This is a genomic window from Streptomyces sp. NPDC001678, assembly GCF_042892945.1.
Taxonomy (GTDB): Bacteria; Actinomycetota; Actinomycetes; order Streptomycetales; family Streptomycetaceae; genus Streptomyces.
The window spans coordinates 488,807-511,385 of record NZ_JBIAUP010000005.1; the positions used below are offsets into that span (position 1 = coordinate 488,807).

At 76.0% G+C, this 22,579-nt stretch carries 18 protein-coding genes; 12 read left to right on the top strand and 6 right to left on the bottom strand.

Annotation, left to right across the window (positions count from 1 at the left end):
• Positions 1 to 108 precede the first annotated feature (108 nt).
• Positions 109 to 552, top strand: a complete 444-nt coding sequence (locus ACFYZR_RS14055; RefSeq protein WP_391909658.1) for an SPW repeat protein — start codon at positions 109 to 111, stop codon at positions 550 to 552.
• Between the two features lie 85 nt (positions 553 to 637).
• Here the strand turns inward: ACFYZR_RS14055 and ACFYZR_RS14060 are convergent, their stop codons facing one another.
• On the bottom strand, positions 638 to 793 hold the full coding sequence (locus ACFYZR_RS14060) for a hypothetical protein (protein ID WP_391909661.1): 156 nt from the start codon (positions 791 to 793) through the stop codon (positions 638 to 640).
• A 209-nt stretch (positions 794 to 1,002) separates the two neighbouring features.
• On the opposite strand from ACFYZR_RS14060, the gene mdlC reads away from it, so the two are divergent.
• Both mdlC and ACFYZR_RS14070 read left to right on the top strand, forming a co-directional pair.
• Complete coding sequence (gene mdlC / locus ACFYZR_RS14065; RefSeq protein WP_391909663.1) at positions 1,003 to 2,619, top strand: benzoylformate decarboxylase; 1,617 nt, start codon at positions 1,003 to 1,005, stop codon at positions 2,617 to 2,619.
• Between the two features lie 183 nt (positions 2,620 to 2,802).
• Complete coding sequence (locus tag ACFYZR_RS14070; RefSeq protein WP_391909666.1) at positions 2,803 to 4,224, top strand: cytochrome P450; 1,422 nt, start codon at positions 2,803 to 2,805, stop codon at positions 4,222 to 4,224.
• Positions 4,225 to 4,395: 171 nt separating this feature from the next.
• Here ACFYZR_RS14070 and ACFYZR_RS14075 read toward each other — a convergent pair whose 3' ends face one another.
• On the bottom strand, positions 4,396 to 4,824 hold the full coding sequence (locus tag ACFYZR_RS14075) for a hypothetical protein (RefSeq protein ID WP_391909669.1): 429 nt from the start codon (positions 4,822 to 4,824) through the stop codon (positions 4,396 to 4,398).
• 170 nt (positions 4,825 to 4,994) lie between these two features.
• Here ACFYZR_RS14075 and ACFYZR_RS14080 point away from each other — a divergent pair, with 170 nt between their 5' ends.
• The 4 genes from ACFYZR_RS14080 to ACFYZR_RS14095 are packed head-to-tail and all read left to right on the top strand — an operon-like array spanning position 4,995 to position 10,109.
• Positions 4,995 to 5,672: a response regulator transcription factor gene (locus ACFYZR_RS14080; RefSeq protein WP_391909672.1), complete on the top strand. Its 678-nt coding sequence runs from the start codon at positions 4,995 to 4,997 to the stop codon at positions 5,670 to 5,672.
• Positions 5,665 to 7,053, top strand: coding sequence for a sensor histidine kinase (locus ACFYZR_RS14085; protein WP_391909674.1), 1,389 nt, complete (start codon positions 5,665 to 5,667; stop codon positions 7,051 to 7,053). Before ACFYZR_RS14080 ends, ACFYZR_RS14085 begins: the two co-directional genes overlap by 8 nt.
• A 47-nt stretch (positions 7,054 to 7,100) precedes the next feature.
• Positions 7,101 to 8,525, top strand: coding sequence for an FtsW/RodA/SpoVE family cell cycle protein (locus tag ACFYZR_RS14090; RefSeq protein ID WP_391909677.1), 1,425 nt, complete (start codon positions 7,101 to 7,103; stop codon positions 8,523 to 8,525).
• 45 nt (positions 8,526 to 8,570) lie between these two features.
• Entirely contained in the window at positions 8,571 to 10,109 is a 1,539-nt protein-coding gene (locus ACFYZR_RS14095) for an ATP-dependent DNA ligase (protein WP_391909680.1), read from the top strand.
• Positions 10,110 to 10,129: 20 nt separating this feature from the next.
• Here the strand turns inward: ACFYZR_RS14095 and ACFYZR_RS14100 are convergent, their stop codons facing one another.
• Genes ACFYZR_RS14100 through ACFYZR_RS14115 form a run of 4 tightly spaced genes read right to left on the bottom strand, consistent with a single transcriptional unit; the run spans position 10,130 to position 13,075 of the window.
• A complete protein-coding gene (locus ACFYZR_RS14100; protein WP_391909683.1) occupies positions 10,130 to 11,011 on the bottom strand; it encodes a biotin-dependent carboxyltransferase family protein in 882 nt (293 codons plus the stop codon).
• The gene (locus ACFYZR_RS14105; RefSeq protein ID WP_391909687.1) at positions 11,008 to 11,670 is read right to left on the bottom strand and encodes an allophanate hydrolase subunit 1; all 663 of its coding nucleotides are present in this window, start codon (positions 11,668 to 11,670) and stop codon (positions 11,008 to 11,010) included. Before ACFYZR_RS14105 ends, ACFYZR_RS14100 begins: the two co-directional genes overlap by 4 nt.
• On the bottom strand, positions 11,667 to 12,425 hold the full coding sequence (locus tag ACFYZR_RS14110; protein ID WP_391909691.1) for a LamB/YcsF family protein: 759 nt from the start codon (positions 12,423 to 12,425) through the stop codon (positions 11,667 to 11,669). Before ACFYZR_RS14110 ends, ACFYZR_RS14105 begins: the two co-directional genes overlap by 4 nt.
• A complete protein-coding gene (locus ACFYZR_RS14115; protein WP_391909694.1) occupies positions 12,422 to 13,075 on the bottom strand; it encodes a GntR family transcriptional regulator in 654 nt (217 codons plus the stop codon). Before ACFYZR_RS14115 ends, ACFYZR_RS14110 begins: the two co-directional genes overlap by 4 nt.
• A gap of 157 nt (positions 13,076 to 13,232) precedes the next feature.
• Between ACFYZR_RS14115 and ACFYZR_RS14120 the strand changes: the two genes are divergently transcribed.
• The 5 genes from ACFYZR_RS14120 (at position 13,233) to ACFYZR_RS14140 (ending at position 22,544) form a co-directional block, all read left to right on the top strand.
• Positions 13,233 to 13,931: a DUF969 domain-containing protein gene (locus ACFYZR_RS14120; RefSeq protein WP_391909697.1), complete on the top strand. Its 699-nt coding sequence runs from the start codon at positions 13,233 to 13,235 to the stop codon at positions 13,929 to 13,931.
• Positions 13,928 to 14,896: a DUF979 domain-containing protein gene (locus ACFYZR_RS14125; RefSeq protein ID WP_391909699.1), complete on the top strand. Its 969-nt coding sequence runs from the start codon at positions 13,928 to 13,930 to the stop codon at positions 14,894 to 14,896. The genes ACFYZR_RS14120 and ACFYZR_RS14125 overlap by 4 nt, the downstream gene beginning before the upstream one ends.
• A 142-nt stretch (positions 14,897 to 15,038) precedes the next feature.
• Positions 15,039 to 16,580, top strand: coding sequence for a hypothetical protein (locus tag ACFYZR_RS14130; protein WP_391909702.1), 1,542 nt, complete (start codon positions 15,039 to 15,041; stop codon positions 16,578 to 16,580).
• A gap of 271 nt (positions 16,581 to 16,851) precedes the next feature.
• Positions 16,852 to 17,754 carry a hypothetical protein gene (locus tag ACFYZR_RS14135; RefSeq protein WP_391909705.1) on the top strand — a complete coding sequence of 301 codons (903 nt, stop codon included), beginning with the start codon at positions 16,852 to 16,854 and terminating at the stop codon, positions 17,752 to 17,754.
• Between the two features lie 71 nt (positions 17,755 to 17,825).
• On the top strand, positions 17,826 to 22,544 hold the full coding sequence (locus tag ACFYZR_RS14140; protein ID WP_391909708.1) for a hypothetical protein: 4,719 nt from the start codon (positions 17,826 to 17,828) through the stop codon (positions 22,542 to 22,544).
• Positions 22,545 to 22,579: the final 35 nt, after the last annotated feature.

Consider the following 22,579-nt stretch of genomic DNA (forward strand, 5'->3'; position numbering starts at 1 on the left):
AGCCTTCCCCCTTCCCTCGCTCGATACACCGCCCATTTAGGTGAATTAAAGGGTAATTGGGGTAAAATGGCGCCAGGTCCAGACCCACAGGGAAAGAAGGTGGCTGACGTGACCGTCCCTACGTCGCCCCGGATCGAAACCCACCCCGACATCCTGGCGCTCCGTGCCCACTCCGAGGAGACGACGGCGACCACCGCCGCCCAGGCCGTCGAGGCCCTCGCACTCCTCTGCGGCGTCTATCTGGCCGCCTCGCCATGGATTGTGGGCTTCAATGCCGCCACCAACCTGACCATCAACAATCTGATCGTGGGCATCGCCTTCGCATGCCTGGTCGGAGGTTTTGGCTCCGCCTATGAACGCACCCATGCCATGAGCTGGGCCGCCGTCGGCCTGGCCCTCTGGACGATCGTCTCGCCCTGGGTCGTCGCCGGTCACGCCTTCGCCACCCGCGCCGTCGTCAGCAATGTCGTCATCGGCGCCGCGTGCTGCCTGATCGCCCTCGCCTGCGCGCGCATGGGCCTCGGCAGGGGCACTCCGGGAGGCCGCGGCTGACCCCCGCCGTTCCCGTCCCTTCCGTCGACGCCCCGCCGCCCACTGCCCCGGACGGCGGGGCCCGTCGCTGTTCTCCCCGCTGCCGCTATTCGCCCTGCTGCGCGGGCCCGGTGGCGGCCGGCGCGGCCGCCTCCCCGCCCGAGCGCCCCTCCTCCCCGGACTCACCGGCCTCGCCCGAGACGGCCCACCCCGACGGCCCGTCGAGCGCCCGCCGCGCCCGCTTGCGCAGCTCGGTGTTCATGTCTCTGCGAATCCGTCGGATGATCTGATCCATATCTGGCATACGGGGGACGCTAGAACCCGCCCGACGGCAACAGCCCGCAGGTCAGGGCGTATTCACCCGCTCGGATGAATACTCAGGTGATCTTCCGGGGTCCTGGCTTCGGCGGGCGGGAAGTGGCAATGCTCCCCTCCCCCGATCGGCCCACGGATCCCAAGAGGTGCCAGGCGATGACGACCGTACGCGCAGCCACTCGTGAGCTGTTGCGGTCCCGCGGAGCGACGACGGTGTTCGGCAACCCGGGCTCCACCGAGCTCCCCTTCCTCCAGGACTTCCCCGAGGACTTCCGGTATGTGCTCGGCCTCCAGGAGGCCGTGGTCGTGGGAATGGCCGACGGCCACGCCCAGGCCACCGGGCGGACGGCCCTGGTCAATCTCCACACCGCCCCCGGGGTGGCGGGCGCCATGGGGGCGATCGTCACGGCCGCCGCCAACCACACCCCGATGGTGGTGACGGCGGGACAGCAGGTGCGGGCCATGATGACCATGGAGGCGCAGCTGACCAATGCCGACGCCACCCTCCTGCCCCGCCCCGCCGTGAAGTGGGCCTACGAACCGCCGCGCCCCCAGGACGTGCCGGCCGCGCTCGCCCGGGCGTTCCACATCGCCGAGAGCGCGCCGCGCGGCCCGGTGTTCCTCTCGCTGCCGATGGACGACTTCGACGTGCAGCTCGACGCGGCCGAGGCCCGGGCCGCCCGGCACGCCACCGCCCGCCGGGTCGGCGGGCCCGCCCAGGCGGACCGCGCCGACGTCGAGGCGCTCGCCCACCGGCTGATGACGGCGGTCGACCCCGTGCTGGTGACGGGCGGCGCGGTGGACGCGGAGGGCGCCTGGGACGCCGCCGTGGCCCTCGCCGAGCGCCGCGGGCTGCCCGTATGGGCCTCGCCGATCGAGGGGCGCGTGGGCTTCCCGGAGACCCACCCGCTCTACCAGGGCGTCCTGCCCCCGGCCATCGGGCCGCTGGCGCAGACCCTCGCCGGTCACGACCTGGTCCTGGTGGTGGGCGCGCCCGTCTTCCGCTACCACCCCTACGTCCCCGGCCCGCTGCTCCCCGAGGGCACCGAGCTGACGCTGCTCACCAGCGACCCCGGCGAGGCCGCCCGGGCGCCCGTGGGCGACGCGCTCGTGGCGGGGCTGCGGCCCACCCTGGAGCTGCTGTGCGAGCTGGTCGACAAACGCGCGCACGACGAGGCGGCACACCGCGCCGACGACACCCCCGTCGAGGTCCCGGAGGCCGACGGGGAGCCGATGTCGGCGTCCATCGCGCTCGCCGCCATCGCCAGCGCGGCCCCCGCCGACACCCTGTGGGTCAATGAATCCCCCTCCAACATCCAGGCGTTCCGCGACCACGTCCGCGTCGACCGGCCCGGCTCCTTCCTGATGACGACGGGCGGCGGCCTGGGCTTCGGCCTGCCGGCCGCCGTCGGGGCCCGGCTCGGCCGCCCCGACCGGCCGGTGGTGGCCCTGGTGGGCGACGGCTCCGCGCAGTACGCCATCACCGCGCTGTGGACGGCGGCCGCCTACCGGGTGCCCGTCACCTTCGTGGTCCCCGCCAACCGCGAGTACGCGGCCCTCAAATGGTCCGGCCGCTTCGAGAACACCCCCGGCGTCCCCGGCCTGGACCTCCCCGGCCTCGACCTGTGCGCGCTGGCACGCGGCTACGGGGTGCCCGCCCACCGCGCGACCGACCCCGCCCACCTCGCCGAACTGGTCGGCGCTGCCACGGCCGGCCAGGACGGGCCCGTGCTCATCGAGGCCCCGGTGACCACCGTGCCGCCCGTCCTCTGACACCTCCCGCCTCCCCGTACCGCGCACGACGTCCGCCCGCGCGCGGCCGCTCCACCACGTCTTCCACCGGCCCCCCACCGCATGGAGCTGAAGCATGTCCGTTTCCGTAGCACATCCTCCGCAGAGCACCCCGCCGTTCACGGCCCCCGGCGCGGGCCCGGCGCCCGAGACGGTGGTGCCGGCGTGACCTGGACGAGCGAGACCTCCGGCACCACGGCCGTCCGGGACGAGGCGGGCACCGCCCTGCCGGTCGCCTCCCGGAGCGAGAACCTGCGGCTGACGCTGGCCTACTTCCTGCCCGACTACCTCAAGGGCGTCTTCCGGCCCCGGCCGCGCGTCGCCCGGCTCGTGGCCCGGCTGGACCCCGGCCGGCACGGCGCCGAGCTGATGGGCGCCCTGCGCCGGCGGCACGGCAAGGGGCCGGTCGTGGTGCGCGGCACCTCGGGGCCCACGCTGCTGGTGCTGGACGCCGAGGACGCCCGGCAGGTGCTGGCCGGGCCCGTGGAGATCTACGCGGTGGACACCTGGGAGAAGGTCAGCGGCTTCGCCGCCGTGCAGCCCGAGGCCCTGATCGCCTCGCACGGCAGGCAGCGCACGACACGGCGCGCCTTCAACGACGCGGTGCTGGACGCCGGCTGCCCGGCCCACCGGCTCGCGGGGCACTTCCTGCGGGTGGTGGGCGAGGAGGCGCGGGCGCTGCTGGGCCCGGAGGCGGAGGCCGGGCTGCCGGCCGGCCGGGTGCGCGAGCGCCTCGACCGGGTGGGGCGCCGCTGCTTCCTGGGCGACGCGGCCGCCGACGACCTGGAGTTCTCCCGGCTGCTGGACGAACTGCTGGCCGAGGCCAACTGGATGGGCGCCCGGCGCTGGCGGACGGCACGCACCCGCCGGGTCCGGCGCCGGATGATGCAGCGGCAGGCCCGCTATCTGTGCGACGCCGATCCGCGCAGCCTCGGCGGGCTGTTCCGGACCGCGCCCCGGGGCCCGGAGACGGCCCCCGAGGGGCAGGTCGCGCACTGGTTCATGGCGCTGGCCGTGGTGCACGCGGCGGTGGTGCAGACGCTGGCCCTGCTCGCCACCCACCCGGCGCACTACCGGCAGGCCGCCCAGGAGGTACGGGACGCGGACCGGGTGCACGGCGCCCACACGGTGCCCGGGTTCCTGGCGATGCCGTATCTGCGGGCCTGTGTGCAGGACGCGGCGCGGCTGTGGCCGCCGGTGGCGAACCTGTTGCGGCGCACCACCGCCGAGACCCGCTGGCGGTCGGCGGTGGCCCCGGGCGGCGTCAATGTGCTGGTGCCCGCCGCGTTCCACGCGCGGGACGCGGAACGCATCGACTACGCGCACCGGTTCGCGCCGGAGAAGTGGCTGGACGGCACGGCCGAGCGCGACTGGGCGGTCAGCCCCTTCAGCCGGGGCGAGGCGCGGTGCAGCGGCATGGAGCTGGGGCTCCTGCTGGCCACGGGGTTCGTCGCCGAGTTCCTGCGCGGCGGCGAACTGGCGGTGGCCGGGGTCCGGCTGGGGCCCAGGCACCCGCTGCCGTACGCCTTCGACGCGACACGGCTGCGCATCGGCTACCGCGCCTACCGGACGCCGGAGGGGTCATGACGGCGGGTACCGCCCTCGCCGTGCCCGGGCGGCCGTCCGAGGAGGACCCGGCGGCCCTCGCCCGGGCCCGGTACGAGGGCGGGGGCGGGGGCGCGCGGAACACCGGCCGGTAGAGCCGGTGGAGAGGACCCCGGGCCGGGGGAGTGCGGGATCCCCCCGGCCCGGAGCGCGTCAGCGGCCGACGGCCGCGGGCTGCCGGCCGGCGCTCTCCAGGGCCTCGGCCGTGGCGTACCAGCGCTCGTCGCGCAGCTCCGCCAGACCGTGATCGGCGAGGCCGGTGACGTGCTTGAGGATGGTGCGGGCCTGATAGCCCACCGCGAGGCACAGTTCGTCGACGGAGGCGCCCTCGGCGCCGCGGGCCAGCAGCCCGTCCCAGGTGCGTGCCTCATGGCGGCCGAGCGCGGGGATCTCCTTGGACCGCCCTGCCACGCGCCCCTCCACGAGCCCCTCCTGGCGCGGCTCGTGGCGCTGTTCTCCCCGGTGTTCCCCCCGGTGCTCCGGCCTCGGCTCGGGCCGGGCCGCGCCCCGGCGGGAGGGGCCCACCGGGCGCGGCGTGCGGTTGACCCTGCGGTGTCGGCGGCCCTTCTGGCGCTTGCTCATCGCTGAACCACTGCTCCGTCCTGCGTCGTCGATCCTGCGGTGCCGGTGCGTCAACCCGCCGCGACACCGCCCGGTTACGACCCTTCCACTAAGTGTGCGCGACATCACGCACCGTGACCCCGGATGGCGGTGCCCGAGTTGCGTCCCGTCGGTTATGTGAGGCTTGGGGCGTGCGCATCTTGATAGTCGAGGACGAGACGGGTCTCGCGGACACCCTCCGACGGGGGCTGGCCGCCGAGGGACACTGGGCGGACGTCGCCCACGACGGGCACCGGGGCTTGGAGGCCGCCCTGGCCGGCCCGTACGACGTGATCATCCTGGATGTGATGCTGCCGGGCCTCGACGGCTACGAGGTGTGCGGGCGGCTGCGCCGGCTGGGCGTGTGGACGCCGGTGCTGATGCTGACGGCGAAGGACGGCGAGTACGACGAGGCGGAGGGGCTCGACGCGGGCGCCGACGACTACCTCACCAAGCCGTTCTCCTTCGTGGTGCTGCTCGCCCGGCTGCGGGCGCTGGGCCGCCGCCGCGGCGCGGCCGGCAGCCCCCTGCTGCGGGCCGGGGACCTGGAGCTGGACACGGCCGGGCGGCGCTGCCGCCGGGGCGGCCGGGAGATCGAGCTGACCGCCCGCGAGCTGGCCGTGCTGCGCTGCCTGATGGCCGCCGAGGGCGGGACGGTGGCCAAACGGGACATCCTCGACGAGGTGTGGGACTCACCCGGCGGGACGGACCCCAACATCGTCGAGGTCTACGTCTCCTCCCTCCGCCGGAAGATAGACGCGCCCTTCGGCCGCCGGTCCATCCTCACCGTGCACGGCACCGGTTACCGCATGGCGCCCGACGGTGGCTGAGCCCCGCCGGACGCGCCGCTCCCGGCCCTTCCCCCGCACCGTCCGGGGCCGCTGCGCGGCGGCCGCCGCGCTGGCGATGGCGCTGCTGCTCACGGCGGGCGGGGCCTGGCTCTACACGGTCCTGCGCGCCAACCTGCTGGACAACGTCAGCGGCCGCACCGAGCTGGCCGCCCGCGAGGTGGCGGCCCGGGCGGACGCCGGGCCGCTGCCCGCGCTGCTGCCCGCGCCCCGGGACGGCGTAGACGTCGTGCTCGTCCTCGACCCGCGCGGCACGGTGATCGCCACGACCCGCCCCTCGGCCGAGCCCCTGGCCCGCCGGCTCGCCCCGCTGCGGCCCGCACCGGGCGCCGACACCGCTTCCACCGTGACCCGGGCCATGGGCGGCCAGCGCGGCGACCTGGTCGTCGTCCGCGCCACACCGCCCGGCGCCGAGGAGCGCTACGTCTACGCGCTGACCGTCCTCAGCGATGTCGACGACGCCACGCACACCATCGCCATGGGCCTGCTCGCCGCCGCGCCCCTGCTGATCGCGCTGGCCGCCGGCCTCGGCTGGGCGGTCACCGGGCTGGCGCTGCGCCCGGTGACCCGGATCCGCACCGAGCTGGCGGAGGTGACCGCCAGCGAGCTGGACCGCCGGGTGCCGGAGCCGCCGGCGGACGACGAGGTGGCCCGGCTGGCCCGGACCGTCAACGCCACCCTGGACCGGCTGGAGCAGGCGGTCGGCAGACAGCGGCAGTTCGTCGCCGACGCCTCCCACGAGCTGCGCAACCCCGTGGCCGCCGTGCGCACCCAGCTGGAGGTCGCGCTGAGCGCGCCCGGCGGGCCGACGCCCGGGGCGGTACGGGCGGCCCTGGCCGACACCGTGCGGCTCCAGCGCGTCGCGGCGGACCTGCTGCTGCTCGCCCGGTTCGACGCGCGCGTCCCCCCGGGCGCGACGGAGCCCGTCGATCTGGCGCTGCTGGCCGCCGAGGAGGCCGCCCGCCGCCCCGCGCCCCGGGTGCCGGTCACGGTGGACGCCCCCGGGCCCGTACCGCTGCGCGGCCGGGCGGGCCAGCTGGAGCGGCTGCTGGCCAACCTGGTGGACAACGCCCTGCGGCACGCCGCCTCGCGGGTCACCGTGCGGGCGTATGCCGATCCGGCGGGCCGGTGCGCGGTGCTGGAGGTCGCCGACGACGGGCCCGGGATCCCGCCGGAGCAGCGGGAACGGGTCTTCGAACGGTTCGTGCGGCTGGACGCGGCGCGCGACCGGGAGAGCGGCGGCAGCGGACTGGGGCTGGCCATCGCCCGGGAGATCGCCCGGGCGCACGGCGGGGACCTGGCGGCGGACTCGCGGGCGGGCGGCGGGGCGCTCCTGGTGGCGCGTTTCCCGCTGCCGGACTGAACGGGCCTTCAGGAACCTCAGGTTTTCTTCAGCACCCGCCGATCACCATGGCCGGTGTGACCGTGGAAACCGTACGAGCCACCGGGTACCGGCGCCGGCGCGGGGAGGCGCTGCTGCTCGGCCTCACCGTCCTCATCAGCTGTTTCGGCTATCTGTACACCGGCCTGGTGACCACGGGGAGCGTGCCCGGCGGGCTCCCGGGGTTCGTGGGGAGCATGATCTGCCTGGCGCTGGTGCCGCATCTGGCGGTGCGCCGCTGGGCCCCGTACGCCGATCCCCTGATCCTGCCGCTGGCGGTGCTGCTCTCCGCGTTCGGGCTGGTGCTGCTGTACCGGCTGGACCCGGCCTACCGCGCGCGGTACCACGCCGAGTCCACCGCCTCCGGCCAGTTGATGTGGACGGTGATCGGGGTGGGCCTGTGCGTGGTCGTGCTGGTGGTGCTGCGCGACCACCGCCGGCTCCAGCGCTACATCTATCTGACGATGGCCGTGGCGCTGGTGCTGCTGATGGCGCCCGCGTTCTTCCCCGGGGACACCTACGGCGCCAAGCGGTGGATCTTCATCGGGCCGCTGTCCTTCCAGCCCGGTGAGTTCGTCAAGACCATGATCGCGGTGTTCTTCGCGGGCTATCTGGTCACCCACCGGGACGCGCTGGCCCTGACCGGCCGCCGGTTCCTGGGCGTACGGCTGCCACCGGGCCGGCAGCTGGGGCCGATCGTGACGGTGTGGGCGCTGAGCCTGATGGTGCTGATCGTGGAGCGGGACCTCGGCACCTCGCTGATCTTCTTCGGGCTGTTCGTGGTGATGCTCTACGCGGCCACCGAGCGGACCAGCTGGGTGGTGTGCGGCCTGCTGATGGCGGTCGTGGGGGCGGGCGTCGTCGGCTCGCTGGAGCCGCACGTCAAGAGCCGGGTCGACGCGTGGCTGCACCCCTTCGGGGCGTTCGAGCCGGGCAGTACGTTCTCCCCGCAGGCCGCCCAGGCGCTGTTCGGCTTCGGCAGCGGCGGCGTCACCGGCGCGGGTCTGGGCCTGGGCCACCCGGAGCTGATCGGCTTCGCGGGCCGCAGCGACTTCATCCTCACGACCGTCGGGGAGGACCTGGGGCTGGCCGGCACCATGGTCGTCCTCGTCCTCTACGCGCTGCTGGCGCAGCGGGGGCTGAGCACGGCGCTGCGTTCGGCCGACCCGTTCGGCAAGCTGCTGGCGATGGGCCTGGCGGCGGCGCTGGCGCTGCAGGTCTTCGTGGTGGCGGGCGGGGTGATGGGCCTGATCCCGCTGACCGGCAAGGCGCTGCCGTTCCTGGCGAAGAGCGGTTCGTCCCTGGTGGCGAACTGGCTGATGGTGGCACTGCTGATCAGGGTGAGCGACAACGCAGGGCGGGAGGGCGGGAACCAGGCAGGGCGGGAGGGCGGGAACCAGGCAGTGCGGGAGGGCGGGAACCAGGTGGCGCGGGAGGGCGAGCCGCCTTCCTGACCTTCCCGGTCTGCGCCGGCCCCGGCCGCGGCGCACGATGGGGGCATGCTGCTGAGCGACGTCGCGCGGGCGTCGGAGGAGATCGCGGCGACCCGTTCCCGGTCGGCGAAGACCGCCGTGCTGGCCGGGGTGTTCCGGGCGGCCGGTCCGGACGAGGCGCCGGTCGTGATCCCGTATCTGGCGGGGCGGCTGCCGCAGCGGCGGACCGGGGTCGGCTGGAGCACGCTGCGGGACGTACCCGCCCCGGCCGCCGTGCCCTCGCTGACCGTGGGGGACGTGGACCGGGCGCTGACGGCGATCGCCGCCGTGGCGGGCAAGGGCGCGCAGACCGAGCGCAAGCGGCTGCTGGACGGGCTGCTGGGAGCGGCGACGGAGCGGGAACAGTGGTTCCTGCTCCGGCTGATCGGCGGTGAGCTGCGGCAGGGCGCCCTGGACGCGCTGGCCGTGGAGGGCCTCGCGGCCGCGGCGGGGGCGGCCCCGGAGGAGGTGCGGCGGGCGGTGATGCTCGGCGGCTCGCTGGGCGCGGTGGCCCGGGCGCTGCTGGCCGAGGGGCCGGGGGCGCTGGCGGGGTTCCGGCTGGAGGTGGGGCGGCCGGTGCTGCCGATGCTGGCGCGGAGTGCGAAGGACGTCGACGAGGCGCTGGACCGGCTGGGGCCGTGCGCGGTGGAGGAGAAGCTCGACGGGGTCCGGGTGCAGGTGCACCGCGACGGCGGGGACGTGCGCGTCTTCACCCGCACGCTGGACGAGATCACCGGGCGGCTGCCGGAACTGGTGGGGGCGGCGCTGGAGTTGCCGGTGTCGTCGGTGGTCCTGGACGGCGAGGCCGTCGCCCTGGACGCGGCGGGCCGCCCCCACGCGTTCCAGGACGTCGCGGGCCGGGTCGGGACGCGGACGGCGGGGGCGGGGACGAAGGCGTCGGCGCTCGCTTTGTCAGCGGTCTTCTTTGACGTGCTGGCCGTCGAGGGCAGGGAACTGCTGTCCCTGCCGACGGCCGAACGCCACGCCGTGCTGGCCCGCGTGGTGCCCGAGCCCCTGCGGGTGCGGCGGCTGGTGGTGGCGGACCCCTCGGACGCGGCCGCCCGGGCCGGGGCCCGGGACTTCGCGGCGGACGTGCTGCGTGACGGCCGCGAGGGCGTGATGCTCAAGGCCCTGGACGCCGCGTATGTGGCGGGGCGCCGGGGCGCGGCGTGGCTGAAGGTGAAGCCGGTGCACACGCTGGACCTGGTGGTCCTGGCGGCGGAGTGGGGACACGGGCGGCGGCACGGCCGGCTCTCCAACCTCCACCTGGGGGCGCGCGGCCCGGACGGTTCGTTCGCCATGCTGGGCAAGACGTTCAAGGGGCTGACGGACGAGATGCTGGCCTGGCAGACGGACCGGCTGCGGTCGCTGGCGGTGAGCGACGACGGATATGTGGTGCGGGTGCGACCGGAGCTGGTGGTGGAGATCGCGTTCGACGGTTTGCAGCGGTCTTCGCGGTATCCGGCGGGGGTGGCGTTGAGATTCGCGCGGGTGGTGCGGTACCGCGAGGACAAGGGGGTGGAGGAGGCGGACACGGTGGAGACCGTGCGGGGCTTTCTCCCCTGACTCACCCGCGTGGGGTCGGGTCACCCGCGCCGCGGGACGAAGCGGATCGGTGTGCCCGGCGGGGACTGGGCCGCGCCCGGGAGGGACGGCTCGGGGACGACGCCGATGACCGGGTAGCCCCCCGTCGTGGGGTGGTCCGTGAGGAAGACGACCGGCCGCCCGTCCGGGGGCACCTGGACCGCCCCCAGGACCAGCCCCTCACTCGGCAGTTCGCCGTCCCGCGTCCGCGGCAGCCCCGGCCCGTCCACCCGCAGCCCGATCCGGTTGCTCGCGGACGACACCCGGAAAGCGCCCCCCGCCAGCACCCCCACCGCCTCCGGTGCGAACCAGTCCGCCCGCGGCCCGAGGACGACCGGCAGGACGAGCTCACCGAGCGGCAGCGCCCCGCACGGCACGGCGTCCACGCCCGCCGGCGGCCCGCAGGGTGTCCCCAGCGGCAGCCGGGCGCCGTCGGAGAGCGGCTCCGGGCCCAGCCCCGACAGCAGGTCCCGCGACCGGCTGCCCAGCACCGGCGGCACCGCGACCCCGCCCGCGAAGGCCACGTACGACCGCAGCCCCGCCGTGGCGGCGCCCACCTCCAGGACCGCACCCGCGGGCACCCGCACCGGCGCGCCCCACGCCACCGGCCGGCCGCCCGCCCGTACCGCGCAGGGCGCGCCCGTCACGGCCACGGTCACGGCCGCGGCGACCCGTACGGCGCAGCCGTCGACGGTCGTCTCCAGCGTGGCGCGCTCCACCGGGTTGCCGACCAGGCGGTTGGCGAGCCGGTGGGCGGGTTCGTCGAGGGCGCCGGAGCGGGGCACGCCGAGGTGGGCGTGGCCGGGGCGGCCCAGGTCCTGGACGGTGGTGAGGGCCCCGGCCCGGACGACGGCGAGCGCGTTCGTCCCGTTCGTCCCGTTCACCCGTGCTCCTCGAAGCGCACCCGTGTCCCCGGCGCGAGCAGCGCCGCCGGCTCCCGCTCCGGGTCCCACAGCACCGCGTCCGTCCGGCCGACGAGCTGCCAGCCACCGGGGGAGGAACGCGGGTAGACGCCGGTGTACGGGCCGGCCAGCCCGACCGCGCCGATGGGCACGGAGGTGCGCGGCGTGTCCCGGCGCGGTACATGGAAACGCTGAGGGAGGCCGGTGAGATAGCCGAATCCCGGCGCGAATCCACAGAAGGCGACGCGGAATTCGATGCCGGAGTGAATGCGCACCACCTCGTCCTCGGTCACCCCCCACAGCGCGGCGACCTCCGCGAGGTCGGCCCCGTCGTAGCGGACGGGCAGCACGACGAGCGGCGCGTCGGCGGCGGCCACGGGCGGCACGTCCCAGCGGGGCAGCTCGGCGGCGAGGCCGTGGGGGTCGGCGAGCCCGTCCAGCAGCACGGTCCGGGCGGCCGGCACGATCTCGCGCACGGGCGGCAGGGCGCCCGCGTCGCGGCGCCGCAGCAGTTCGGCGTGGAGGGCCTGGGCCTCCTCGGCGGTGGCGACCTCCACGAGCAGGGCGTGCCGCCCGACGGGCAGGACGCGCCGTGCGCCGCCGCCCCGCGGTATGCCCGGGGAGCCGCCGGCGGTGCTCACGCGAACGCCTCCACCGCGACCCCCGCCGCTTCCAGCGCCTCGCGCACCCGCCGGGCCAGCAGCGCCGCCCCCGGGGTGTCGCCGTGGACGCACAGCGAACGCGCCCGGACGGCGACGTCCTCACCGGTGAGCGCGGAGACCTCCGCGTCACGGGCCAGGCGGACGGACCGGGCGACGACCGTGTCCGGGTCGAGGACCACGGCCCCCGGGTCCCGGCGCGGCACGAGCGTGCCGAGCGCGGTGTACGCGCGGTCGGCGAACGCCTCGGCGACGACCGGCAGTCCGGCGCGCTCCGCCGCCTCGTGCAGCCGCGACCCGGGCAGGCCGAGGACGGGCAGCGCCCCGCCCGCGCGCAGCACCCCGCTCACGACGGCCCCGGCCTGCTCGGCGTCGGTGACCACACGGTTGTAGAGCGCGCCGTGCGGCTTCACATACGTCACGTCCGTCCCGGCTGCCCGGGCGAAGACGCGCAACGCGCCGATCTGATAGGTGATCTCGTCGGCGAGCTCGTCCGGGGGCACGTCCATGGCACGCCGTCCGAAGCCCGCGAGGTCGTGGTAGGAGACCTGGGCCCCCACGCGCACCCCGCGCTCGGCGGCCCGCTCGCACACCCACCGCATGGTGGAGGGGTCGCCGGCGTGGAAGCCGCAGGCCACGTTGGCGCTGGTGACGACCGACAGCAGGGCGTCGTCGTCGGTCAGCCGCCAGCGGCCGAAGCCCTCGCCGAGGTCGGCGTTGAGGTCCATCGGCGTCATCGGTCGGTCTCCGCCATCGCGTCGAGGACGATCGCCAGCGCGTCGTCCAGATAGGTGGTCAGCTCCGCCTCGGCGCGCTCGTGCGCGCCTTCCGTCAGCAGCCGGGCGATTACGCGGTTGCGTGCGACGAACGGTTCGTGGAAGCGGCGGGGCGAGGGCATCTCGTGGAAGGCGAGCCGCAGTTCGGCCAGCAGGCGGTCCATCGCCTCCTCGACGCGCTCGCTGCCGGCGAGCGCGGCGAGCGCCCGGTGGAAGCACAGGTCCGCCGAGCCGACCCGGTGCCAGTCGCCGTCGGCGGCGGCCCGCTCGGCCTCGGCCACGGCGGCCGTGACGGCCCGGAGCGCGGCGGGCGGGGCGCCGGGGGACGCCCGTACGCCCGCGGTCTCCAGGGCCGCCCGCATCCGGTAGATGTCCGCGACGTCGGCGGGCTCCAGGACGCGGACGAACACCCCGCGGTTGAGGAGGTGGACGACGAGGTTCTCGTGGACGAGCAGCCGGAAGGCCTCGCGCAGCGTGTTGCGCGACACCCCGAGCTCCCGCCCCAGGGCCTCCTCCGACAGCCGGGTGCCGGGCGGCAGCTCCCCGGCCTCGATGCGGTCGCGCAGTGCCGCGGCGACGCGCTGGGCGCCGGAGGCGGTGGTCCGTGCCATGGACTCTCCCACGGGCTCGACGGAAATCCCCTTCGGGGCCGCCCGGTTCGCACATTCGTCGGGCGCCGCCTATTGAGGATTGTTGAACAATATCTTAGCGTCCTCCGCAGTCGCCTCACCTGATCGAGTGAGGTCCGAGAATGCGGAAGGCCCGCGCATGCTCGTACTCCTGGGCGTCCTCGTGGTCGTGGCGGGCTTCGCCACGAGGCGCAACCCCCTGCTGGTGGTCGGCGCGGCCGGCATCGTCACCGGCCTGCTGGGCGGGCTGTCCCCGCAGCGGATCCTCGCCGACTTCGGCACCGGCTTCGCCTCCAGCCGCGCGGTGACCGTCTTCGCCATCACCCTCCCCGTCATCGGCCTGCTGGAGCGCCACGGCCTCCAGGAACAGGCCCGGCACCTGATCGGCCGCTTCGCCGGGCTCACCGCCGGCCGCTTCCTCGCCCTCTACCTCCTGCTGCGGCAGCTCACGGCGGCCCTCGGGCTCAACGGCGTGTTCGGGCCCGCCCAGACCGTGCGCCCGCTCGCCGCCCCCATGGCGGAGGGCGCGGCCGAGCGGAGCCACGGGCCGCTGTCCGCCCGGGACCGGGAGAAGGTGCGCGCGTTCGCCGCCAGCGCGGACAACGTCGGGCTCTTCTTCGGCGAGGACGTCTTCCTCGCCGTCGGCTCGATCCTGCTGATCACCGGATTCGTCAACACCACCTACCACACACGGCTGGAGCCGCTGGACCTCGCGCTGTGGGCCGTGCCCACCGCGCTGTGCGCCCTCGCCGTCCACGGCTGGCGGCTACTGCGCCTGGACCGGACCCTCGCGCACCCGCCGGTACGCCACAGGGAACCGGAGGACGCGGCCAAGTGATCAAAGCGGAGTGGTTCTACTGGCTCGTCGGCGGCGTCCTGCTGGTGATGTCCGCCCAGATGCTCGCCGACCGCACCAACCCCCGGCGCCTGGGCACCGCCGCCTTCTGGGGCCTGCTCGGCGCGGGCTTCTGCTACGGCACCTGGGTCGCCGACGGGAGCGCCCCGCCCGAACCGCTGGGCGCCGCCGTCCTCGTCATGGCCTGCCTGGCCGGCTTCGGCCTCACCGGCCGCGGCACACCCCGCACCGCCGGCCCGGAGCGACGGGCGGCCGGCGCCCGCCGGCACGGCAACGCGCTCTTCGTGCCCGCCCTCACCGTCCCCGCCGTCGCCCTGGTGTGCGCGGTCGGGCTGAAGCGGGTGTCCCTCGGCGGGCAGCCGGTCCTCCAGAAGGGCAGCGAGACCGTCCTGGGGCTGGGCATCGGCGCCGTCGTCGCGCTCGCCCTCGGCATGGTGATGCTGCGTGAGCGGCGGCTGTCCGTACCGCTGCACGCGGGGCGCTCGATGCTGGAGTCCATGGGCTGGGCCATGCTGCTGCCGCAGCTGCTCGCCACGCTCGGCGCCATCTTCGCCGACGCGGGCGTCGGCAAGCAGGTCGGCCGCCTCACCGCGGCCGTGCTGCCGCAGGGTTCGGTGTTCCTCGCGGTCGTCGTCTACTGCTGCGGCATGTTCCTCTTCACCGTCCTCATGGGCAACGGCTTCGCCGCCTTCCCCGTGATGACCGCCGCCGTCGGCTGGCCGGTCCTCGTGGAGCAGGCGCACGGCAACGCCGCCGCCGTCCTCGCCATCGGCATGCTCGCGGGCTTCTGCGGCACGCTGGCGACCCCCATGGCGGCGAACTACAACCTGGTCCCGGCGGCCCTGCTGGAGCTGACGGACCGGTACGGGCCCATCAAGGCGCAGCTGCCCACGGCGTTCGTCCTGCTCGGCTGGAATATAGGCATCATGTCCGTTTTCGCCGTCTGAGGGGCGGTACGCGGTTTGACGGACGCAGCCGGAGGGCCGCCGTCCGCCTCGGCCGGGCCCCGCCCTAGACTGAGGGGCCCGAGGCCGGGCGAGCCCCGCGCCGTTTCGTCCGTTGTCGGTGCGACCGCCTACTCTGTGCGACGTGACTTCTCCAGCCCCGGCGGCCGTTCCGCCCCAGCTCAACGGGCCTTCGCGCCCTGCCCCGGGCCCGGCCGCCGACGAGGGCCTGGCCCGCCGGCTGCGCGCGCTCGCCTGCACCGCGCCGCTGCACGACCTCGACGCGCGCAAGGCCAACCTCGCGGGGGAGTTCGGCGTCTACGCCATGGCGGAGGTGGCCCTGGCCGCCATCGACCTCGTTACGCTCAACATGGACTTCGACACCGGGGCCGACCACGAGCAGATAGTGACCAGGCTCCAGCCGCGCGTCGCCGCGCAGGCCCCCGAGCGGCCCGCCGCCGAGCACGAGCGCGTCGCCCGCTGGGTCCTGGAGAACCTCATCAACGTCGGCAGCGTCGACCGGGGCTTCCGCGCCGTCTACGGCACGTTCGGCGCCGACGGCGCGTACGTCAGGCGGGACTACGACTTCAAGCTCATCGAGGAGGTCCCCGGCCCCGGCGGCACGGTCTTCCTGCGCACCACCGACGAGGCGGTCAACGTCCTGGTCGGCGCCCTCGACACGGACGTCACCAGCGCGCAGATCGCCGCCGAGGTCAAGCTGGAGGTCCTCATCAGCCGGGGCCGGCTCGCCGACGCCCAGCTCGCCGCCGAGCAGGCCCGCTACCGGACCGTGCAGTACGCGGAGACCCTCCGCAAGACCCTCGACGCCACCCGGCGCAACGTCCGCGCCGTCGACTGGCTCCGGACCGTCCCCGACATGATCGCCGAGGCGCTCGACCACGTCGCCGACCGCTACCGCCACGAGAACGCGATCCTCACCAACATCCGCAAGGCGCGCGACGAGGCGGAAGCCGCGGTCGACCCGAAGACGGCCGAGCACAAGCGGCGCGCCGCCGAGCTCGTCGACATCGTCAAGGACTGCATCCGCCGGCACACCCAGCTCCAGTCCCGCCTCCTGGAGGCCGGCCCGCTCTTCCGCGCCGAGCAGGACCGGCAGGCCTTCGCCACCCCCGCCGCCCGCGCCGGCTTCGACCTCTACGGCCAGCTCCTGGCCCCCGTGCTGCCGCTGCCACTGGAGCGGGCGGGCCGGGTCACCGACGCCTTCTTCGCCCGCGGCACGGGCCTGCGCGTCCCGGCCTCGGTACGGGTCGGCGACCTCGTCGAGATGCTGCTCACGCCGCCCGTCGAGCGCGAGCACCTGGGCGCGGAGATGCCCGAGCCGGACCTGGTCGAGACGCCCGACGACAGCCGCTTCAGCGAGGAGCAGCTGGCGAGCGCCCTGGAGCTGCTCGACCTGCCCGCCGACGCGCCGCGCCGCCTCTCCGGCCTGCTCGCCGAGGCCCGCCGCCGCGACCCCGAACTGCCCTACCTCGTCGCCCTGCTGGCCGTCCACGCCGCCAGCCCCTCCGTCGGCACGGCCTACCGCCAGGGCGAGCAGTCCCTGCTCTTCGCCGTCGACGACGGCACCCGCCTCGACGACCCGGAGTTCGGCGGCGCCGACCTCATCGTGGGCAAGGCGCTGCTGGACGCGGCGGGCATGGCGGCGGACCGCGCGGAGGCGTCGTGAGCGCCGCCACCCGAGGCGGGCTCGGCACCGCCGGGCTCGCCGGTGGGGGTTGCTCGCCGTCGCGGCGGGTGTGGGGCCCCGGTCCCGCCCTCTCACCGTTTCCCGGGGCCGTGCCCCGGACCCCGGGGGGCTGGGGGCTTGCCCCCAGGAAACGGGAAGGGGCGGGACCGGGGCACCTCCTCCCCGCCGCCACGGCGCGCAACCACCGCCGCGCGGACCGGCGGTGCCGAACGAACCTCACCCCATGGACCCCCAGCAGGAGCAAGTGAACGTGACTGAGTACGAGGCCAACGAACCGGCGCGGCCGGACGCCTCCGGCGAGGCGGCATCCCCCGCAGCGAGCGGCCCCGCCCAGCTGACCCCCGCCGACGCCGCCGACGCCGCCCGCCTCATCGCCTTCGGCCTCCAGCCCAAGCTCCAGCCCGCCCGCGACGCCGAGTACGCCGACCTGCTGCGCCGGCACCGCGACGACCCCGCGTTCGCGCGCCTCGCCGACGCCGTCGCCGCCGGGCTCGGGCTCGTCGTGCTGGAGGTCTCCACCCGCGCCGGCATGGCCGTCACCGCCGCCGAGGACTCCGTCTTCGCCGTCCGCATGGGCGACTACGCCCGCCGGGCCACCGTCGACTCCGGCGACCGCTTCCTCCACGGCCTCGCCCACCTCGCCGTCGCGGCCATGGCCTTCCCGCGCCCCGAGGACCTCGCCGACGACGGCTACATCGGCCGCATCACCGTCAACGGCGTCGACGCGTTCGTCCGCCAGGCGTGCCGCCGGCTGGAGGAGCGGGCCGCCGAGCAGGGCGAGAACACCGACCCCACCAGCGACGCCCCCGGCCTGGAGGCCGCCTGGCGGGTCTACGCGCGCCGCAGCGCCACCGGCGCCACCAAGGACGCCCGCCGCCTCGCCGGATCCACCACCGGCATCATCGCCAAGGCCGTCGCCTTCCTCGTCGACTCCGGCTTCCTCCAGCGCACCGGCGACGACGCGGGCGGCGCCTTCCGCACCACCGCCCGCTACCAGCTCCAGGTCCGCGACATGGCCGGCACCGCCGCCATGGCCGAGCTGCTGGAGCTGGGCGTCGTGCCCGTCGGGGACGGCACCCCCACCCTCCTCCCGCCGGACGACACCGACGACCTCGAACTGGTCGCCGACGCGGGCCTGCCCTTCCACGGGTGAGCCCCGCCGACCGGTAGTCGGTCGATCCGCAAACCGTCAACCCAGCGACAAACAAACGAGAGTCCGCCGCCATGTACGAGCTGTCCCGGGTCCGCCTCTACTCCATCGGGCCCGCCGGCGCGCGCTACGCCGACACCGTGATGGACCTGCGCGGGGTCGGCGCGCCGGTGCCGAACCCCGCGCCCGCGCAGGCGGAGTTCTTCGAGGACGAGCCCGTCGGCCCGCCGCGCCGCCCCGCGCCCGCGGGCGTGCTCTTCCTGGAGAATGGCGGCGGCAAGTCCGTCCTGCTCAAGCTGATCTTCTCCGTGATGCTGCCGGGCCACCGCAACACCCTGGGCGGCGCCAGCTCCGGCGTGCTCCGCAAGTTCCTCCTCGCCGACGACTGCGGCCACGTCGCCCTGGAGTGGCAGCACGTCCTCACCGGCGAGAGCGTCGTCGTCGGCAAGGTCAGCGAATGGCGCGGCCGCCAGGTCTCCAACGACCCCCGCAAGTTCGCCGAGGCCTGGTACTCCTTCCGGCCCGGCCCCGGTCTCAGCCTGGACTCGCTGCCCGTCGCCGAGGCCGGCGCGATGCGCCCCAGGGCGGACGGCACCTCCGGCGCCCGGGGACGCCGCCGCACCATGAAGGGCTTCCGCGACGCCCTCACCGAGGCCGGCAAGGCCTACCCCAACCTGGACGTGGTGTGGGAGGAGATCCACGAGCGCTGGAACGAGCACCTCGGCGAGCTGGGCCTGGACCCCGAGCTCTTCCGCTACCAGCGCGAGATGAACGCCGACGAGGGCGAGGCCGCCGGCCTCTTCGCCGTCAAGAACGACTCCGACTTCACCGACCTGCTGCTGCGCGCGGTCACCGACACCCGGGACACCGACGGCCTCGCCGACCTGGTCCACGGCTTCGCCCACAAGCTCGGCCGCCGCGCCGAGCTGACCGCCGAACGGGACTTCACCGCCGGCTCCCTCGACCTGCTCTCCCGCATCGCCGAGGCCGCCGAGCAGCGCGACCGGGCCCGGGGCGTCCACACCGGCGCCGAGCGCCGCACCCGCCTCCTCGCCCGCCGCCTGTCCGCGCGCGGCGCCGAGGAGCGCGGCCGCGCCGCCGAGCTCGCCGAGCGGGTCGCCGCCGCCGCGCACGCCGTCACCGCCGCCGAGACCGGGCGCGGCCGCGCCTCCCTGGTCGCCGCCGAACTCGCCTACCGGCACGCCTCCCTGGCGCTGGCCGCCGCGGAGAAGTCCGCCGCCGCCCAGCGCCGCGAGCTCAACGACGCCCGTACGCTGCACTCCGCCTGGCAGGCCGCCGAGACCGTGCTGCGCCACCGCGCCGCCGCCGACCGCTCCGCGCGCGTCGCCGCCGCCATCCACGAGGCCGAGCGGGACGCCGCCCCGGCGCTGGCCGCCCGCACGCTGGCCGCCGCCGAGCTCGTCCGGGCCCTGAACGCCGCCGCCGAGCAGGGCGAGCGGCTCGCCGACGAGCAGGAGGAACGGTCCGCCACCCTCCAGGAGGCCGGCGAGGCCGCCCACCGGGACGCCACCTCCGCCGCCACCGAGGCCCAGCGCGCCCGCAGTGAATCGGGCCATCTGCGCCAGCGCCTCGCCGAGGTCGAGCAGGAGACCGCCGAGGCGGTCCGCGCCGGCTGGATCGACGACGGCGGCCCCGACGCCGACCCGGCCCGTGCCGCGCTCGCCGCCAGCGACGCCGAGAAGCCGGCCGTCGCCGCGTACGAGTCGGCCCGCGAGGCGGCCCGGCAGGCCGCCGAGCAGGCGAAGGAGCTCGCCGCGGCCGAGGGCCGCGCGGAGCTCGCCGCGGCCCGGGCCGCCGACGCCGCCACGGCGGCGGAGGCCGCGTACGACGCCGAGCGCCGGGCGGCGGAGTCCATCGGCGCCGACCGCCGCCTGGCCGAACTCCTCGGCCTGCCGGAGCCGACGCCCTCCGGTCAGGTCCCGGGGCAGCGGGGCGCGGGCACCGCGCCCGGCAGCACCGACGGCGGCCTGGCCAACGGCGGCACCGCCGACGGCGAGTCGGCCGGCACCGCATCCGGAACCCCGCGCGGGAGCGCCCCGCACGGCGCCCTGACCGCCGAGGAGCTCGACCGCAGTGCCGACGCGCTGCGCGAGCTGCTCGACGAGAACGTCGCCGCCGCCGAGCGGCAGCTGTTCGACCTGCGCACCGCCGCCGCCGACGACTCCCGCATCCTCGGCGCCCTCGGCGACGGCGGCCTGCTGCCGCCCAGCGCCGATGTGCTCGCCGCCGTGGAGTACCTCGGCGAGCACGGCATCCCCGCCCTGCCCGGCTGGCGCTACCTCGCCCAGTCCGTCGACCCCGCCGAGCACGCGGCCGTCCTGGCCGCCCGCCCCGAGCTCGTCGACGGCGTCATCATCACCGACACCGACTCGCACGCCCGGGCCCGCGAGGTGCTCGCCGCGGCCTCCCTGCTGCCCCGCTCGGCCGTGGCCGTCGGTACCGCCGCCGCCCTCCTCGCCCCCGCTCCCGCCGCGGACGGCGGCGACGGCGTCTTCCTCGTCCCGCCGAACCCGGCCATGCACGACGAGCGCGCCGCCGACGAGGAGCGGCACGCCCTGCGCGAGCGGGCCCTGGCCCGCGACGAGGAGATCCGCACCGTCGCGGCCCGGCTGGCCGGCGACCGCACGCTCGCCGCCCGCCTGACGTCCTGGCGCGCCGGCTGCCCCGCCGGGCGGCTCGCCGAGCTCGCCGCCGAGGCCGAGCGCTGCCGCACCGCCGCCGACACCGCCCAGGAGACCCTGGCCGAGGCCCGTACGGCCCGTGCCGAGGCCGACCAGGCCGCCACCGAGGCGGCCCGGCTGCGCGACGAGCGCCAGGAGACCGCCCAGCGCGCCCGCCGCGTCGCCGACGCCCTCGCCGGCCTCGCCTACCGGCTGCGCGAGCGCGCCAACTGGCAGAGCAGGCAGCGCGAGCTGGCCGAGGAGGCCGCCGAGGCCGAGGAGCGCGCCGAGGCCTGCGTCGACCGCGCCCGTGCCGCCGACGAGGACCGCCGCGCCGCCCAGCGCGCGGCCGACGACGCGCGCCGTACCGCCCGCGCCCTGCGCGCCGAGCGCGCGGAGATCGCCGGCGCCCCGGACGACGCGGCCGCCGGCGACGACGCGCCCACCGCCTCCCTGCCCGCCCTCCGCGAGGCCTACCGCGCCGCCTCCCAGGTCTACGAGAAGGTCGGCGTCGGCGCCGACCTGCGCGCCGAGCAGGCCCGCGCCGAGAGCGACGAGACCGCCGCCCGCGCCGAACTCGACCGCCTCACCAACAAGGTGCGCACCCGCGCCGCCCAGCTCCTGGAGGGCACCGACGGCGCCGACGGCCCGTCCCGCCAGGCGGCGGCCGCCCGCGCCGAGTCCCTGGTCCAGATGCTGGAGTCCCGCGCCTCGGCCGCCAGCGAGCAGCTGGGCCGGCTGCGCGGCGAGGCCGAGCGCCTCGCCCCCGCCGACGGCGAGGCCCACACCGAGCTCCCCGAGGAGCTCGTGCCCGACGGCGCCGACCGGGCCAAGGAGCTGCTGCGCACCGCCACCGGCGAGCTCACCGCCCGCACGGAGGCCCTGGAGGCCGCCCGCACCGCCCACGGCGACCTGCTGCGCGCCCACCGCAGCGCCGAGGACGCCGCGACCGGCTTCGACGACACGGCCGCCCTCCTGCGCGACCTGCTGCGCGACAACACCCCCGAGGACGACGCCGAGCAGCCCGAGCCCTACACCGGGACGCTGGAGGAGGCCCGGCAGGCCGCCGCCGAGACCCGCCGCTCGCTGCGCGGCTGCGCGGGCGACCTGTCCGCCGCCGAGGCCGCCGTCCGCGAGGCGAGCGACGTACTCGTCCGGCACGCCAACTCCACCCGCTACGAGCAGGTGCGCACCCCCGCCCGGCAGCAGATCCGCGAACTGCCCGCCGCCGCCCTGCCCGAGCACGCCACCGCCTGGGCCGAGGCCTTCGCGCCCCGGCTGCGCGTCCTCACCGACGAGCTGGAGCAGCTGGAGCGCAACCGCGACAGCATCGTCGACCGGCTGCGCGGGCTGGTGGAGTCCTCGCTGACCACGCTGCGCTCCGCGCAGCGCCTCTCCCGGCTGCCCGAGGGCCTGGGGGAGTGGTCGGGACAGGAGTTCCTGCGCATCCGCTTCGACGACCCCGACCAGGCCACGCTCACCGAGCGGCTGGGCGAGGTCATCGACGAGGCGACCCGCTCCGCCGTCAAGAAGAACTCCGACCTGCGCCGCGACGGCATGTCGCTGCTGCTGCGCGGCGTCCGGGCGGCCCTGCTGCCGCGCGGCGTGGCCGTGGAGATCCTCAAGCCGGACGCCGTGCTGCGCGCCGAGCGCGTCCCCGTCGGCCAGATGGGCGACGTCTTCTCCGGCGGCCAGCTGCTGACCGCCGCCATCGCGCTGTACTGCACCATGGCGGCGCTGCGCAGCAACGACCGGGGCCGCGACAAGCAGGCGCACGCGGGCACGCTGTTCCTGGACAACCCCATCGGCCGCGCCAACGCCACGTACCTGCTGGAGCTCCAGCGGGCCGTCGCCGACGCGCTGGGCGTCCAGCTGCTCTACACCACCGGCCTGTTCGACACGACGGCCCTCGCCGAGTTCCCGCTGGTCATCCGGCTGCGCAACGACGCGGACCTGCGGGCGGGCCTGAAGTACATCAGCGTCGAGGAGCACCTGCGCCCCGGTCTTCCGCAGCCCCAGGACCCGGAGGAGGAGAAGGTGCACGGCCGGATCACGGCCACGCGCATGTACCGCCGCCCGGCCGACGAGCTCGCCGAGCCCGTGCGCGCCTGACGCACCCCGCCCCCGGGCCCACGGGCCCGGGGGAC

Excerpts from the sequence above, each read along its gene's own strand:
- ACFYZR_RS14060 (WP_391909661.1), bottom strand. The coding sequence starts at position 793 with ATGAACACCGAGCTGCGCAAGCGGGCGCGGCGGGCGCTCGACGGGCCG.
- mdlC (WP_391909663.1), top strand. The coding sequence starts at position 1,003 with ATGACGACCGTACGCGCAGCCACTCGTGAGCTGTTGCGGTCCCGCGGA.
- ACFYZR_RS14075 (WP_391909669.1), bottom strand. The coding sequence starts at position 4,824 with ATGAGCAAGCGCCAGAAGGGCCGCCGACACCGCAGGGTCAACCGCACG.
- ACFYZR_RS14090 (WP_391909677.1), top strand. The coding sequence starts at position 7,101 with ATGGCCGGTGTGACCGTGGAAACCGTACGAGCCACCGGGTACCGGCGC.
- ACFYZR_RS14095 (WP_391909680.1), top strand. The coding sequence starts at position 8,571 with ATGCTGCTGAGCGACGTCGCGCGGGCGTCGGAGGAGATCGCGGCGACC.
- ACFYZR_RS14110 (WP_391909691.1), bottom strand. The coding sequence starts at position 12,425 with ATGACGCCGATGGACCTCAACGCCGACCTCGGCGAGGGCTTCGGCCGC.
- ACFYZR_RS14115 (WP_391909694.1), bottom strand. The coding sequence starts at position 13,075 with ATGGCACGGACCACCGCCTCCGGCGCCCAGCGCGTCGCCGCGGCACTG.
- ACFYZR_RS14120 (WP_391909697.1), top strand. The coding sequence starts at position 13,233 with ATGCTCGTACTCCTGGGCGTCCTCGTGGTCGTGGCGGGCTTCGCCACG.
- ACFYZR_RS14140 (WP_391909708.1), top strand. The coding sequence starts at position 17,826 with ATGTACGAGCTGTCCCGGGTCCGCCTCTACTCCATCGGGCCCGCCGGC.